Source organism: Thioalkalivibrio sp. AKL7 (genome assembly GCF_000381705.1).
Classification (GTDB): Bacteria; Pseudomonadota; Gammaproteobacteria; order Ectothiorhodospirales; family Ectothiorhodospiraceae; genus Thioalkalivibrio; species Thioalkalivibrio versutus.
Genome location: NZ_KB906955.1, coordinates 63146 through 77098, shown reverse-complemented (window position 1 = coordinate 77098; position 13953 = coordinate 63146). Strand labels below are relative to the sequence as shown.

The window sequence follows — 13953 nt, the reverse complement described above, 5'->3', positions numbered from 1 at the left end:
CATGGCCAATCGTCTGGATTTCACCCTGGAGCCTGGTGACCAGGAGACGCTCGCGCGGATCTCCGGGCCGCTGGATGCCCACCTGCGCCTGATCGAGTCACGCCTGGGCGTGGCCGTGCACAATCGCGGGCCGCGCTTCAATCTCACCGGGCCGGGCGGTGCCGTGAAGGCGGCCGGGGCCTTGATCCACGACCTGCACCGGATGGCGCAGGAAGAACCGGTCAGCCTGGAGCAGGTGCATACCGCGCTGCAGACCGCCCATGTTGAGGGGCTGGCGGAGCCCGAGGGCACGGGCGACGATCCCGCGTTGCGGCTCAAACGCGCGGTGATCCGGGGTCGCGGCCCGCGTCAAGCGAAATACCTGTCCGCGATCGCGCGGCACGATCTCAGTTTTGGCATCGGCCCGGCCGGGACCGGCAAGACCTACCTTGCGGTGGCCGCCGCGGTCGCCGCACTGGAGCAGGACCGCGTGCAGCGCCTGGTGCTCGTGCGTCCGGCGGTGGAGGCCGGCGAGCGCCTGGGCTTTTTGCCCGGCGATCTGGCGCAGAAGATCGACCCTTACCTGCGGCCGATGTACGACGCCCTGTACGAACTGATGGGCTTCGATCAGACCGCACGCTTGATGGAACGCCAGGTGATCGAGGTCGCGCCGCTGGCCTACATGCGCGGACGCACCCTGAACGAGGCCTTCATCATCCTCGACGAGGCGCAGAACACCACCCTCGAGCAGATGAAGATGTTCCTGACCCGCATCGGCTTCGGCTCCACTGCGGTGGTCAACGGCGACATCACCCAGGTGGACCTGCCGCGGGGGCAGGGATCGGGCCTCAAGCACGCGATGCAGATCCTGCAGGGCGTGGAGGGGGTGCATATCACCCGTTTCCAGGCCGGTGACGTGGTGCGCCACCCGCTGGTGCAGCGCATCGTCGAGGCCTACGAGGCCCACGACCATGCGTCTGGCAAGCCGGCTGGGGAGTCGGAGCCCGGTTCCGGGCGGGGTGCCGATGGCGCTTGAAATCGCGGTGCAATACGCTGTTCCGCGTGCCGGTCTGCCCGGCCCTACCACCTTGCACCGGGCGGCCCGCGCCGCCTGGCGCGGGGCGGGCGCGGCCACAGTCACTCTGCGCCTGGTGGATGCCGAGGAGGGCCAGTCGCTGAATCACACCTTCCGGGGACGCGACTACGCGACCAATGTGTTGTCATTCCCGGCGCCGGCGCTGCCGCCGGGCTTGCCGCCCGAGGCGAGCGCCTATCTCGGTGATATCGTCCTGTGCGTGCCGGTGCTAGCGCGCGAGGCGGCGGAACAGGGCAAGACGCTGGCGGCCCATTACCACCACATGGTGGTGCACGGGATGTTGCACCTGCAGGGCATGGATCACCAGACGCCGGACGAGGCCGCGCGGATGGAGGCAATTGAGTCCTCGATCCTGGCCGGGTTAGGCTATCCCAACCCCTACGATGCCGACCCTCCGGCCCGCGTCCTGTCGCCGCATCCTGCCGGAACCGCCCCCGATGCCTGAACCCGAACCCGACGAACAACCCATCTGGCGGCGCTGGCTGATCCGCGCCGGCGAGATCCTGCGCCCGCGCCGCGAGCCGGCGACCCGACACGAGCTGATCGAGTGCCTGCGCGGTGCCCACGCCCGCGAGCTGGTCGATCCCGAGGCCCTGACCATGCTGGAGGGGGTGCTCAACGTCGCGGACATGCAGGTGCGCGACATCATGATCCCGCGCGCGCAGATGGAAGTGGTGCGCCGCGACGCCGGGCTCTCCGAATTCCTCCCGGACGTGGTCGCTTCCGCGCATTCGCGCCTGCCGGTGGTGGGGGATCACCGCGACGAGGTGGTCGGCGTCCTGCTGGCCAAGGACCTGCTGCGCTTCTTTGGCGAGCCGGACGATGCCGCCTTCGATATGCAGGAGATCCTGCGCCCGGCGGTGTTCGTGCCGGAGAGCAAGCGTCTGAACGTGTTGCTGAAGGAATTTCGCCTGAGCCGCAACCACATGGCGATCGTGGTGGACGAATATGGCGGCGTGGCCGGCCTGGTGACCATCGAGGACGTTCTGGAGCAGATCGTCGGCGAGATCGAGGACGAGCACGATGTCGAGGACTACCTGACCCAGATCATGCAGCACCCCGGCGGGCGTTACACCATCAAGGCGCTGACCCCGATGGAGGAGTTCAACGCCTACTTCCAGACCGCCTACAGCGAGGACGACTTCGACACCATCGGTGGCCTGGTGCTGTCGCATTTCGGTCATGTCCCGCGCCGTGGCGAACAGATCGTCGTGGATGGCATGCAGTTCCGCGTCCTGCGCGCTGATAACCGGCGCCTGCACCTGCTGGAGATGCGCCTGCCGGAGCCGGACATGCAGGCCGCCACCGGTGAGGGCTCGCAGCCGTTCGATGGTCCGGCCCGGGAGCCGGACGGCCGCCACATCCCCTGATCGGCATGCAAACCCTCGTCGAACGCCTGCCGCCCTGGGCCTCCGGGCTCGTTGCCCTGCTGGCCGGGGCGGGTGCAACCCTGGCCTTTGCCCCGGTTGGCTGGTTCCTGGCCGCCCCGTTGGCCCTGGCCGTGTGGTTCGCCCTGTTGTCGGGTGCCCGACCGCGCCGTGCCGCCTGGGCTGGCTATGCCTTCGGCCTCGGATTCTTCGGGATGGGGGTGAGCTGGATCTTCAATAGCCTGTTGGTGTTTGGGCAGGCGCCACTGGTGGTTGCCTCGCTGATTACCGTGCTATTCGTACTGGCCCTGGCGGGCTATCCGGCGTTGCTGGCCGGATTGGCGGCGCGCTTCCTGCCACTGGGGCGTCCGGCCGGGTTGCTGGCGCTGGCCGGTGGCCTGGTGCTGATGGAGCTGGCGCGTTCCTGGCTGTTCTCCGGCTTTCCCTGGCTGCTGTTCGGCCACACCGTGCTCGACACGCCGCTACAGCCCTGGCTGCCACTGGTCGGCGAGCTGGGGGCGGGGCTGGTGGTGGCCCTGCTGGCCGTGGCGCTGGTCCTGGTGTTTCTGACCCGGCAGCGCTGGCTGGGCGCGGGCCTGGTGGGGGCACTGGTGATCGCCTCGTTGTCGCTGGGGCTCGCGCGCTGGGTGGAGCCGGGCGGCGAGACGATCTCGGTGGCCATGGTCCAGGGCAACATCGATCAGGCGCGCAAGTGGGATGCCGATGGCATCGAGTATTCGCTGGGGGCCTACGAGGAACTGACCCGCGAGGCGGGTGAGGTGGACCTGGTGGTCTGGCCGGAGACCGCGATCCCGGCGTTCTATGTCGAGGTCCAGCAGCCACTCGGGCAGCTCGCCCAGTCGCTGGCGGAGCATGACAGCGAACTGCTGACTGGGGTCTTCGACCATGCGTCGGCCGGACGCCATGTGTACAACTCGGTGGTCAACGTGACGACCGGGGCCGGCTACAACAAGCGCCAGCTGGTCCCCTTCGGCGAGTACATCCCGTTGCGCGGCCAGCTCGACTGGCTGGACCGGTTGCTGGCGATCCCGATGTCCGACCTTTCCCCGGGCACCGGCGACGGGCGCATGCGGGTGGCCGGTCAGACCGCCGGGGTCAGCATCTGCTACGAAGCGGCATATTCGCGCCACATCCGCGCCGCGCTGCCGGAGGCCGGGTTCCTGGTCAACGTCTCCAACGACGCCTGGTTCGGCGACAGCCTCGCCCCGGCCCAGCATCTGCAGATTGCCCGGGTACGGGCGGTGGAGACCGGGCGCCCGATGATCCGGGCAACCAATACCGGCATCTCGGCCCTGATTGATGCCGATGGCCGGATACTCGAGCGTTCGGGGATCTTCACCCGCGAGGTAGTCACGGGCACGCTGCAGCCTCGCCACGGCGTGACGCCGGCAACCGCCACCGGGGCGGGGCCGGCCGTGCTGGCCGCGCTGGTGCTGGTGGTTGCCGGTGCCGCGGTCGGCCGTCGCCGCCGACGCTGACGGGTTATTCGGCCTCGGTCCCGCCGGGGCCGCGACGGAACGTCGTGTTGTGGCAGTTGGAGCACGGCGGGATGCGGCCGACCTTCGTCATGTGCACGGGATGGCCGCATTGCTTGCAGAGCAGTTCGCCGGGGCCGGTGATCTCGCCGGTGTGCCATTCGCCCATCACCTGGGCGCGCGCGGTCAGTTCGGTGATCTCGATCCGGGTGCGGTCCGCGATGCGTTCCAGGGCGTTCTTGATGCTGGCCTCGATCAGACCCAGATCGATCTGTAGCCAGCCACGCCAGTCGGAGCTGCGGTTGTCGAGGTAGGCGCCCAGATCCTGCAGGTCGCGGCGCAGGTAGTCCATCACCTCGTGAGCCTCTTCGCGGGTCAGGTCACTGGCCTTCTGCACGCGGTCGCGGGCGTTCTCCAGAGCCTCGGTGATCGCCTTGCTGGTCTTGTCCTCCAGCTTTTCGAGATCCTCGGTGACCTCGTGCAGCATGCGGTGATAGGCATCGCTCAACCGGTGCTCGCGTTCCTGGTCGTGTTCCGGGGCCGTATCCCTGGGTTTGTCGCTCATGCGCTGCTCCTCGCTGATCGATATGTGGCTGTGTGTCCCGCTAGGGGGCGTTTCGGATGGTCAATGGGTCAATGCGTCCAAGGTAGCACGATGGCCGGGCCGCACCAGCGTCACGGGAGCGGGTTTCGTTGGTTACCGGCAATCAGGGGGTGCATATTGCGCTGCATCTCCCGCAAGGTAGGGGCTAACAACAGTGGAGACGGATATGACGCGACCCGCATCCCTGACCGCGGAGCAGGTCTACCAGCGGTGCCCGCCAGAGCATCTGGATTTCGAGACCACCGAGACGCTGGAGGCGCTCGAGTTGCCCTGTGGCCAGGAACGCGTGCTGCGTGCGCTCGAATTCGGTGCGTCGATGCGTGGCAATGGTTTCAACCTGTTCGTGCTGGGGCCGGCAGGCAGCGGGCGGCACGACCTGGTGCGACGCTTTCTGGAGCGCCGCGCGGCCGACGAGTCTGCCCCGCCGGACTGGGGCTACGTGTTCAACTTTCAGCAGCCGGAGTGTCCGCGGGCCGTTCGGCTAGCGGCCGGCGAGGGCCGGACCCTTCAGGCGGACCTGGACCGTCTGATCGAAGACCTGCATGCCAGTATCCCGGCCGCGTTCGAGAGCGAGGAATACCAGCGGCGCCTGCAGGAGCTGAAGGATGCGTCTGAAGAGGCCCAGACCGACGGTGCGCGCAAGGTGCAGGAAGAGGCCGAGGCGCACGACATCGCCCTGATCAGCGCGCCAAACACCTTCTCGTTCGCGCCGATGCGCGATGGGGAGATCCTCAAGCCGGAGGAATACGACGCATTGTCCGAGGAGGAACGCGGGCGCATCGACGAGAAGGTCGAGGAGCTGCAGGAGAAGTTGCGGCAGGTCATGCACCAGGTGCCTCGCCTGCGCAAGGAGCTGCAGGAGAAGATTCGGGCCCTGAATGCGGAGATGCTGCAATGGGCCCTGGGCGGCCCGATCCACGAGCTGAAGGAGAAATGGTCGCACCGGCCGGCGGTGGTCGAGCATCTGGAGGCGATCCTTGACGAGGTGGTGAGACACGCGGAGGCGTTTCGCGGCGGCCGTAGCCATGCCCCGCCCGAGGGGCTGCTGGAACGGTTTCGCATCAACCTGCTGGTGGATCACGCGGACACGCGGGGCGCCCCGGTGATCTACGAGGACCTGCCGAACCATCAGCACTTGACCGGCCTGATCGAGCACCAGGTGCACGAGGGGGCCCTGGTTACCGATTTCTCGCTGGTGCGCGCCGGGGCCCTGCACCGGGCCAGTGGCGGTTACCTGATCGTGGATGCCCGGCGTGTGCTGACGCAGCCGCTGGCCTGGGAGAGCCTCAAACGGGTCCTGTTTTCCGGCGAGATCCGCATCGAGTCCCTGGAGCGCCTGTTCGGGCTGGTGAGTGCGGTGGGGCTGGAGCCGGATCCCATTCCGGTGACCCCGAAGGTGGTGCTGATCGGTGATCGCCTGTTGTACTACCTGCTGTCCGCGTTCGATCCGGACTTCCTTGAGTTGTTCAAGGTCGAGGCCGACTTCGAAGACGACCTGGACCGCAGCGACGCCAGTCATGTGCTGTATGCGCGCATGCTGGCCACGATGGCGCGGCGTGTCGAACTACGGCCGCTGAACCGCGAGGCGGTGGCGCGCGTGATCGAGCATGCCAGCCGTCTGGCCGGCGACCAGTGCAAGCTGTCGGCTCACGATCGCACCCTGCGCGACCTGCTGCTGGAGGCCGATCACTGGGCGAGGGAGGCCGGCGCGGACGTCGTCGGCGCCGGGCATGTCGAACAGGCCATCCGGGAACGCCAGGAGCGCGGTGCGCGGCTACAGCGCCGCAGCCTGGAGCAGATCCGTCGCGGGGTGGTGCTGATCGCCACCAGCGGGGCGCAGATTGCCCAGGTCAACGGGCTGTCGCTGCTGCAGCTGGGCGACGCGATGTTCGGGCGGCCAATCCGGATCACCGCGACCGCGCGCTCGGGCAAGGGCCATGTGGTCGACATCGAACGCGAGGCCAAGCTGGGTGGCCCGGTGCACAGCAAGGCGGTGATGATCCTGTCCCGGTTCATCGCCAGCCACTATGCCGAGGACAGCGAGCTCTCGCTGTCCGCCAGCCTGGCCTTCGAGCAGTCGTATGGCGACATCGAGGGGGATTCCGCCTCGGTGGCCGAGACCTGCGCGTTGTTGTCGGCGATCGCGCGGATCCCGTTGCGCCAGTCGCTGGCGGTTACCGGCTCGCTCAACCAGCATGGCGAGGTCCAGGCCGTGGGTGGGGTCAACGAGAAGATCGAGGGCTTCTTCGACGTCTGTCGCGAGGCCGGCGAACTGGACGGTCACGGTGTGCTGTTGCCGGGGAGTAATGTCGAGAACCTGATGCTGCGCCACGACGTCCGCGAGGCGATCGCGGAGGGACGATTCCATGTCTACCCCGTAGCCACGGTGGACGAGGCCATCGAGCTCCTGACCGGGATGACGGCGGGTGAACGCGGCGCGTGGGGGGGATTCCCGGCGGGCAGCTTCAACCGCGTGGTCGCCGATCGCCTGGCGGCGTTTGCGCGTTTGAGCTACCGGCGCGGGTCCCGCGATGACGATGCGGAAGCCACGCCGGACGGCCCCTCCGGGGAGGATGCCTGAGGGGGCATCAATTGGTGTCCCCCGGGGCTTCCGTCCGCCGACCCGAGATGGAGCGCGAGGTGGACTGGCATGGGCCCGACGCGGGGTCGGACCCATCGCGTGGGGCGTCGCTGGGGATTAACGGGCGTCGACCAGATCCCGGTAGCCGTGCCACATGGCAAAGCCCAGCCAGGGGAAGATCACGATCAGCGCCAGCAGCGCGGTTGCCACCGAGACCATGAACAGCGCGGTGATGATCAGACCCCACAGGATCAGCGTACCCGGGTTGTGGCTGAAGGCCTTCAGGCTGACCCCGATCGATTCGATCAGGCTCTTTTGCGGGGCATCATCGCGTATCCGGTGATCCAGCAGGGCCGGGATCGTGACCAGGCTGAGGGCGAATACCGCGAGGCCGAACACAATGGCGGCCACCACCACCCCGACCAGCGAGATAATGCCGGCGCCGCTGCTGAGCATCGCGCCCACCAGGTGATGCAACTGCCCCATGACCGCGATTTCGCCGATGTTAAGCACCGCGATCCACATCCACACAAAGCTGGCCCAGATCACGAACAGGATGGCCAGCAGCGCGGCAAAGGCCCAGATCGAGCCACCCATCGGCCCCAGCCAGCCGAGGCCGGAACCGCCCGGCTCGCCGCGCTCTTTCTGCAGCGCGAGGTAGTTCACACCGACGGCGAGTACGGGTCCGAGGAGCAGGATGCCGGCCAGAAGCGAGAAGGCCATCCACGGCTGATTCCAGGACAGGCCCAGCAGGATCAGCGCGGCCAGGGTGATCACCAGGCCGTGCACCAGGGCCACTGGCATCTGCCAGAGGTCCCGCCAGCCTTTGCCGAGCCAGGTGCCCAGGTCCTCCGTCGCGATCTCGCGGATGGCCGGGGAATCCGTCTCCGGCGTGTGTTCGGGGACCGTTTCCCCCAAGTCCTCGGGATAGGCGCGCTGGAGCATGGGGACCACGTCTTTCTCTTCGCTCATAACCTGCCTCCTTGGAACGTTTTGCCAACCGCTTTCTTTGAATGTAGGTCTTGTGGCAGTCAGGTGGGGGTACTGTTCCCGGAGTTGCGTGACGGATATCACATCGAAGACGTGTGGCGAGGGGTGGCCGGGCCGTTTCCCAGCCGCTTGGAGGGGGTGGGGGCGACTGGTATTCTGCGCAGTTCTTTGTTTCACGCGAACACACAGGGCAGGTGGGCCACATGCAGGAGCAGTATTCCCCGGAGATGATCGAGGCGCAGGTGCAGCGCCAGTGGGAGGAGGCCGACTGCTTCCGTGCGCGCGAGGATGCCGCCGGCGAGCCGTTCTACTGCCTGTCCATGTTCCCGTATCCCTCGGGCAAGCTACACATGGGCCATGTGCGCAACTACACCATCGGCGACGTGATCGCGCGCTTCCAGCGCATGCAGGGGCGGAGCGTGCTGCAGCCGATGGGCTGGGACGCCTTCGGCCTGCCGGCCGAGAACGCGGCGATGCAGAACCACGTGCCGCCGGCGGCCTGGACGCGGCAGAACATCGAGCAGATGCGCACCCAGCTCAAGCGCCTGGGGTTCGCCTACGACTGGTCGCGCGAGTTCGCCACCTGTGACGCCGACTACTACCGCTGGGAACAGTGGCTGTTCGTGCGCCTGCTGAAGAAAGGCCTGGTCTATCGCAAGAAGGCGACCGTGAATTGGGACCCGGTGGATCAGACCGTGCTCGCCAACGAACAGGTGATCGAGGGCCGTGGCTGGCGCTCCGGGGCGGTCGTCGAGCGCCGCGAGATGCCGCAGTGGTTCCTGCGCATTACCGACTACGCCGACGAGCTGCTGGAGGCCCTGGACGAGCTGGACGGCTGGCCGGACCAGGTGCGCACCATGCAGCGCAACTGGATCGGGCGTTCCGAGGGCGTGGAGCTCGAGTTCGCGGTGGACGGTGGCGAGGCGCTGGCCGTCTACACCACGCGCCCGGATACCCTGTTCGGCGTCTCCTACATGGCGCTGGCGCCGGAGCACCCACGGGTGCAGGCGCTGGCGGAGCAGGACGCCGAGCTGGCCGCGTTTGTCGCGGATTGCGCGCAGGGCGGGGTGGCCGAGGCGGACCTGGCCACGATGGAGAAGAAGGGCCGCGCGCTGGGCTTCACCGCCCGCCACCCGCTGACCGGCGAGGATGTCCCGGTCTGGGTCGCCAACTTCGTGCTGATGGAATACGGCACCGGAGCGGTGATGGCCGTGCCCGCGCATGACGAGCGCGACCACGAGTTCGCGACGAAATATGGCCTGCCGATCCGCCAGGTGATCGCCCCGGCGGATGGCGCCACGGTCGATGTGCAGCAGGCCGCGTTCACCGAGGCCGGCGTGCTGGTGAACTCCGGTGATTTCGACGGCCAGGCATCGGAGGCGGCCAAGGCGGCGATCGCCGAGCACTTGGAGCAGACCGGCATCGGCCGGCGCCGGCGCAACTACCGCCTGCGCGACTGGGGTATCTCGCGCCAGCGCTACTGGGGCTGTCCGATTCCGGTGATCCACTGCGAGGCCTGTGGCGCGGTGCCGGTGCCGGAAGCCGACCTGCCGGTGCGCCTGCCCGAGGACGTGATCCCCGACGGGGCCGGCTCGCCGCTGGCGCGCATGCCCGAATTCTTCGAGACCCCGTGCCCGGAATGCGGGAAGCCGGCGCGGCGCGAGACCGATACCTTCGACACCTTCTTCGAATCCAGCTGGTACTTCGCCCGCTACGCCTGCGCCGACAACGACACGGCCATGCTGGATGCTCGCGCCGACCACTGGCTGCCGGTGGATCAATACGTCGGCGGCATCGAGCACGCGGTGCTGCATCTGCTGTACGCGCGCTTCTTCCACAAGCTGCTGCGCGACGAGGGCCTGCTGGCCTCCGACGAGCCGTTCACCCGGTTGCTGACCCAGGGCATGGTGATCGCACCGACCTTCTATCGCGAGCGCAGTGACGGCGGGAAGGACTGGATCAACCCGGCGGACGTCGAACTGGAACGCGCCGAGGACGGTTCGGTGAAGGCCGCGCGCCACCGCGAGGATGGCCAGCCGGTCACGGTTGGGGGCATGGAGAAGATGTCCAAGTCGAAGAACAACGGCGTGGACCCGCAGGCCCTGATCGAGCGCTTCGGCGCGGATACCGCGCGGCTGTTCACCATGTTCGCCGCACCCCCGGACCTGTCGCTGGAATGGTCCGACTCCGGCGTGGAGGGCGCGCATCGCTTCATCAAGCGCCTGTGGCGCGCGGTGCACGAGCACGTGGGCGGCGAGTCGCCCGGGGCGCTGGACACGGACGCGCTGGACGATGCCGGGCGCGAGCTGCGGCGCAAGCTGCACGACACCATCGCCAAGGTTACCGACGACATCGGCCGGCGCCAGACCTTCAACACCGCGGTGGCCGCGAACATGGAACTGCTGAACGACCTCGGCAAGTTCCCGCAGGACGCCGCCGGGGCCGCGGCCGTGCGCCAGGAGGCGCTGGAGGGCATCGTGCGCATGCTGGCCCCGATCATCCCGCACGTGACCGAAACGCTGTGGCGGACCCTGGGTCACGACGAGCTGGTGGCCGCCACGCAATGGCCGCAGGTCGACGAGGCCGCACGCCAGGCCGCGCAGGAGACCCTGGCGGTGCAGGTGAACGGCAAGCGCCGTGCCGAGATCGCGGTCCCGTCCGGGGCGGACAAGGACGCGATCGAGACCGTTGCCCGCAACGACGAAAACGTGCAGCGTCATATCGAGGGGCAGGATGTGATCAAGGTGATCGTCGTTCCCGGCCGTCTGGTCAACTTCGTGGTGAAGCCGCAATGACCGCCCTGCTGCGCGCGGGGCTGGTAGTGGTGCTGGTGGCCGCGCTGGCTGCCTGTGGATTCCAGCTGCGGGGCAGTGGCGAGTGGCCGGAGGCGCTGCAGCCGGTGCAGATCACCGGCATCAATACGCGCGACTCGCTGTACCGCGAGCTGGCCGTGACCCTGGGCGCCTCCGGCGTGGAGATCGTCAGTCAGCGACCGGAGGGGCAGGGCGCGATCCTCGAGATCCGCTCGGTCAACGATCAGCGGCGCACGCTGTCGGTGACCGAGGCCGCGCGGGTGTCCGAGTACGAACTGGTGCGCACGGTCAATGCGCGCCTGCGCCCGGTGGAGGGCGAGGCGGTGGACCTGGGGCCGCTGCGCGCCTCGCGCATCTATCTGTTCGACGGCACCGCGGTACTCAGCCGGGGCGAGCGCGAATCCACCCTGCGCGAGGCGATGGACCGCGACATCGTCAGCCAGCTGCAGCGCCGGATCGCCGCACTGATCGAGCCGGACGGCAGCCTGCGCGAAGCCGCGGAGGACCCGGCCCCGTAATGGCGCTGGATATCGCCCGCCTGGAGCAGGATCTGGCGCGCGGGCTCGCGCCGATCTACCTGTTGCTGGCCGAGGAGCCGTTGCAGGCGATCGAGGCGGCCGATGCGATCCGCGCTGCCGCCCGCGAGCAGGGCTTCCTGGAGCGCACGGTGCTGGACCTGACCGCGCAATCGGACTGGGGCCCGTTCGAGGCCGCGATCCGCGACCGGTCGCTGTTTGCCGAGCGCACGGTGCTGGACGTGCGCCTGGCGACCGGCAAGCCGGGCAAGACCGGTGGCGATCACCTGAAGGCCTACGCCGGCGACCCGCAGGCTGACCTGGTCCTGCTGCTGCAATTGCCGCGGCCGGATCGCGACATGCGGCGGGCGGCCTGGTTCAAGGCCCTGGAGGGCCGTGCGGTGGTGATCCATGCGCGCCCGGTGCCGCCGGCCCAGCTGGGTAGCTGGATCCGTGCGCGGCTGCAGAGGAACGGTCTGCGCATCACCGACCCGGCGCTGGCGTTGCTGGTCGCGCGGGTGGAGGGCAACCTGCTGGCCGCACGCCAGGAGATCGAGAAGCTGGCGCTGGCCGGCGTGACCGAGATCGACGAGACCGTGCTGGCGGAGGCCACCACGGATTCCGCCCGCTTCGAGCTGTTTGCCCTGGCCCCGACCGCGCTGCGCGGCGATGTCCGCCACGCCCTGCGCATGCTGGAGGGGCTGCTGGATGAGGGCCAGGCGGAGCCGCTGATCCTGTGGGCGCTGGCGCGCGAATGCCGGCTGCTGGTGCAGGCGATGGAGCGCAAGGCCGCCGGTGCGCCCGACCGCGAGGCGTTCCAGGGCAGCTTTGGCGACGGCCAGAAGGCCCTGCGCCAGGCCATGTCGCGCCTGGACCTGAGCGCGGCGCGGGGCCTGCTGGGCGAGGCCGCGCGCGTGGATCGGGTCATCAAGGGTCAGGAAAACGGCAACGCCCGGCAGGGGTTGCTAGACTTGGTGGCCCGTATGGCGGGGCGGCCGCTGACCCGACCCGAACCCGCACTGAATTCTCAACGAGTCTGACTGCATGAACGCTGCCGTGAACCCCACTGAATCCGCCGCCACCAGCGGCGTGGTCGCCCAGGTCGAGGCGCTCGGCCGCGCTGCGCGCGCCGCATCGCGGCGTATGGCCGAGGCCGAGCCGGGGGCGAAGAACGCCGCACTGCATGCGATCGCCGAGGGCATCGCCGCGCGCCGCGCCGAGCTGAATGAGGCCAACAGCCGTGACCTGGAGGCCGGGCGCGAGCGCGGCCTGGACGCCGCGATGCTGGATCGCCTGGCGCTGACCGATGCCCGCATCGATACCATGATCGAGGGCTGCCGCCAGGTAGCCGGGCTGCCCGACCCGGTGGGCACGATCTCCGATATGGCCTACCAGCCGAGCGGTATCCAGGTCGGCCAGATGCGCGTGCCGCTGGGGGTGATCGGGATCATCTACGAGTCGCGGCCGAACGTGACCATCGACGCCGCCGCGCTGTGCCTGAAGTCGGGTAATGCGGCGATCCTGCGTGGCGGCTCCGAGTCGCTGCATTCCAATCAGGCCTTGGCCGCGATTATCCAGGCCGGGCTGGAGCAGGCGGGGTTGCCGCGCGAGGCGGTGCAGGTGGTGCCGACCACCGACCGCGCGGCGGTCGGCGCGCTGCTGCGCATGCCGCAGTACGTGGACGTGATCGTCCCGCGCGGCGGCAAGGGCCTGATCGAGCGCGTCAGCAACGAGTCGCAGATCCCGGTGATCAAGCACCTGGACGGCGTCTGCCACGTGTACGTGGATGGCGGCGCGGATGCCGACAAGGCGCTGGCCGTCGCGGTGAACGCGAAGACCCAGCGCTACGGCACCTGCAACACCATGGAGACGCTGCTGGTGCACGCGGACCAGGCCGAGGCCTTCCTGCCGCGCCTGGCCACGGTCCTGGGCGAGCACCAGGTGAGCCTGCGCGGCTGCGCGCGCACCCGCGCCATCCTCGCGAATGCCGGTACGGATATCGCCGAGGCCACCGAGGACGACTGGGTGGCCGAGTATCTGGGGCCGATCCTCGCAATCCGCGTGGTCGACGATCTGGATATGGCGATGGATCACATCAACACCTATGGTTCGCACCACACCGACAGCATCGTGACCGAGGACTACACCCGCGCCCGGCGTTTCCTGCGCGCGGTGGACTCCAGCTCGGTCATGGTGAATGCCTCCACCCGCTTCGCCGACGGCTTCGAGTACGGCCTGGGCGCGGAGATCGGCATCTCCACCGACAAGTTGCATGCCCGGGGTCCGGTGGGCCTGCACGGGCTGACCACGCTCAAGTACGTCGTGTTCGGCGACGGCCATGTACGTGGCTAGGGAAACACTGATCAATGTACACGCTCGCGCTCGAGTCGCTTTTGCGTGCGAACAAGGCGCGGTGACTGCCGTGCAGTCACTCTGCACAAAGGCACCGCAACGCTGTTCGCGCGCAAAAGCGGCCGAGCCCCTTCGGGGTTGGTACCCCAGGTTCCCCGAT

11 protein-coding genes are annotated in these 13953 nt (G+C 68.5%); 9 read left to right on the top strand and 2 right to left on the bottom strand.

Annotated features, from left to right (window positions below; translation table 11 throughout):
* Position 1: 1 nt before the first annotated feature.
* Genes G315_RS0111910 through lnt form a run of 4 tightly spaced genes read left to right on the top strand, consistent with a single transcriptional unit; the run spans position 2 to position 3941 of the window.
* Entirely contained in the window at positions 2-1015 is a 1014-nt protein-coding gene (locus G315_RS0111910; RefSeq protein WP_018146433.1) for a PhoH family protein, read from the top strand.
* On the top strand, positions 1005-1520 hold the full coding sequence (gene ybeY, locus G315_RS0111905; RefSeq protein WP_018146432.1) for an rRNA maturation RNase YbeY: 516 nt from the start codon (positions 1005-1007) through the stop codon (positions 1518-1520). The genes G315_RS0111910 and ybeY overlap by 11 nt, the downstream gene beginning before the upstream one ends.
* Positions 1513-2445: an HlyC/CorC family transporter gene (locus tag G315_RS0111900; protein ID WP_018146431.1), complete on the top strand. Its 933-nt coding sequence runs from the start codon at positions 1513-1515 to the stop codon at positions 2443-2445. The genes ybeY and G315_RS0111900 overlap by 8 nt, the downstream gene beginning before the upstream one ends.
* A gap of 5 nt (positions 2446-2450) precedes the next feature.
* Positions 2451-3941, top strand: coding sequence for an apolipoprotein N-acyltransferase (gene lnt / locus G315_RS0111895; protein ID WP_018146430.1), 1491 nt, complete (start codon positions 2451-2453; stop codon positions 3939-3941).
* Positions 3942-3945: 4 nt separating this feature from the next.
* Here lnt and G315_RS0111890 read toward each other — a convergent pair whose 3' ends face one another.
* Complete coding sequence (locus G315_RS0111890; RefSeq protein WP_018146429.1) at positions 3946-4503, bottom strand: zinc ribbon-containing protein; 558 nt, start codon at positions 4501-4503, stop codon at positions 3946-3948.
* A 205-nt stretch (positions 4504-4708) separates the two neighbouring features.
* On the opposite strand from G315_RS0111890, the gene G315_RS0111885 reads away from it, so the two are divergent.
* Complete coding sequence (locus tag G315_RS0111885; RefSeq protein WP_018146428.1) at positions 4709-7123, top strand: Lon protease family protein; 2415 nt, start codon at positions 4709-4711, stop codon at positions 7121-7123.
* Positions 7124-7240: 117 nt separating this feature from the next.
* On the opposite strand, the gene G315_RS0111880 is transcribed toward G315_RS0111885, so the two are convergent.
* Entirely contained in the window at positions 7241-8095 is an 855-nt protein-coding gene (locus G315_RS0111880) for a DUF2189 domain-containing protein (protein WP_018146427.1), read from the bottom strand.
* Positions 8096-8316: 221 nt separating this feature from the next.
* Between G315_RS0111880 and leuS the strand changes: the two genes are divergently transcribed.
* The 4 genes from leuS to G315_RS0111860 are packed head-to-tail and all read left to right on the top strand — an operon-like array spanning position 8317 to position 13793.
* Positions 8317-10908 (top strand): leucine--tRNA ligase, encoded by a 2592-nt coding sequence (gene leuS / locus G315_RS0111875; RefSeq protein ID WP_019612585.1) that lies wholly within the window; start codon positions 8317-8319, stop codon positions 10906-10908.
* On the top strand, positions 10905-11444 hold the full coding sequence (gene lptE / locus G315_RS0111870) for an LPS assembly lipoprotein LptE (protein ID WP_019612584.1): 540 nt from the start codon (positions 10905-10907) through the stop codon (positions 11442-11444). The genes leuS and lptE overlap by 4 nt, the downstream gene beginning before the upstream one ends.
* Entirely contained in the window at positions 11444-12481 is a 1038-nt protein-coding gene (gene holA / locus G315_RS0111865; protein WP_018146424.1) for a DNA polymerase III subunit delta, read from the top strand. The genes lptE and holA overlap by 1 nt, the downstream gene beginning before the upstream one ends.
* A gap of 4 nt (positions 12482-12485) precedes the next feature.
* Positions 12486-13793: a glutamate-5-semialdehyde dehydrogenase gene (locus tag G315_RS0111860; protein ID WP_018146423.1), complete on the top strand. Its 1308-nt coding sequence runs from the start codon at positions 12486-12488 to the stop codon at positions 13791-13793.
* Positions 13794-13953: the final 160 nt, after the last annotated feature.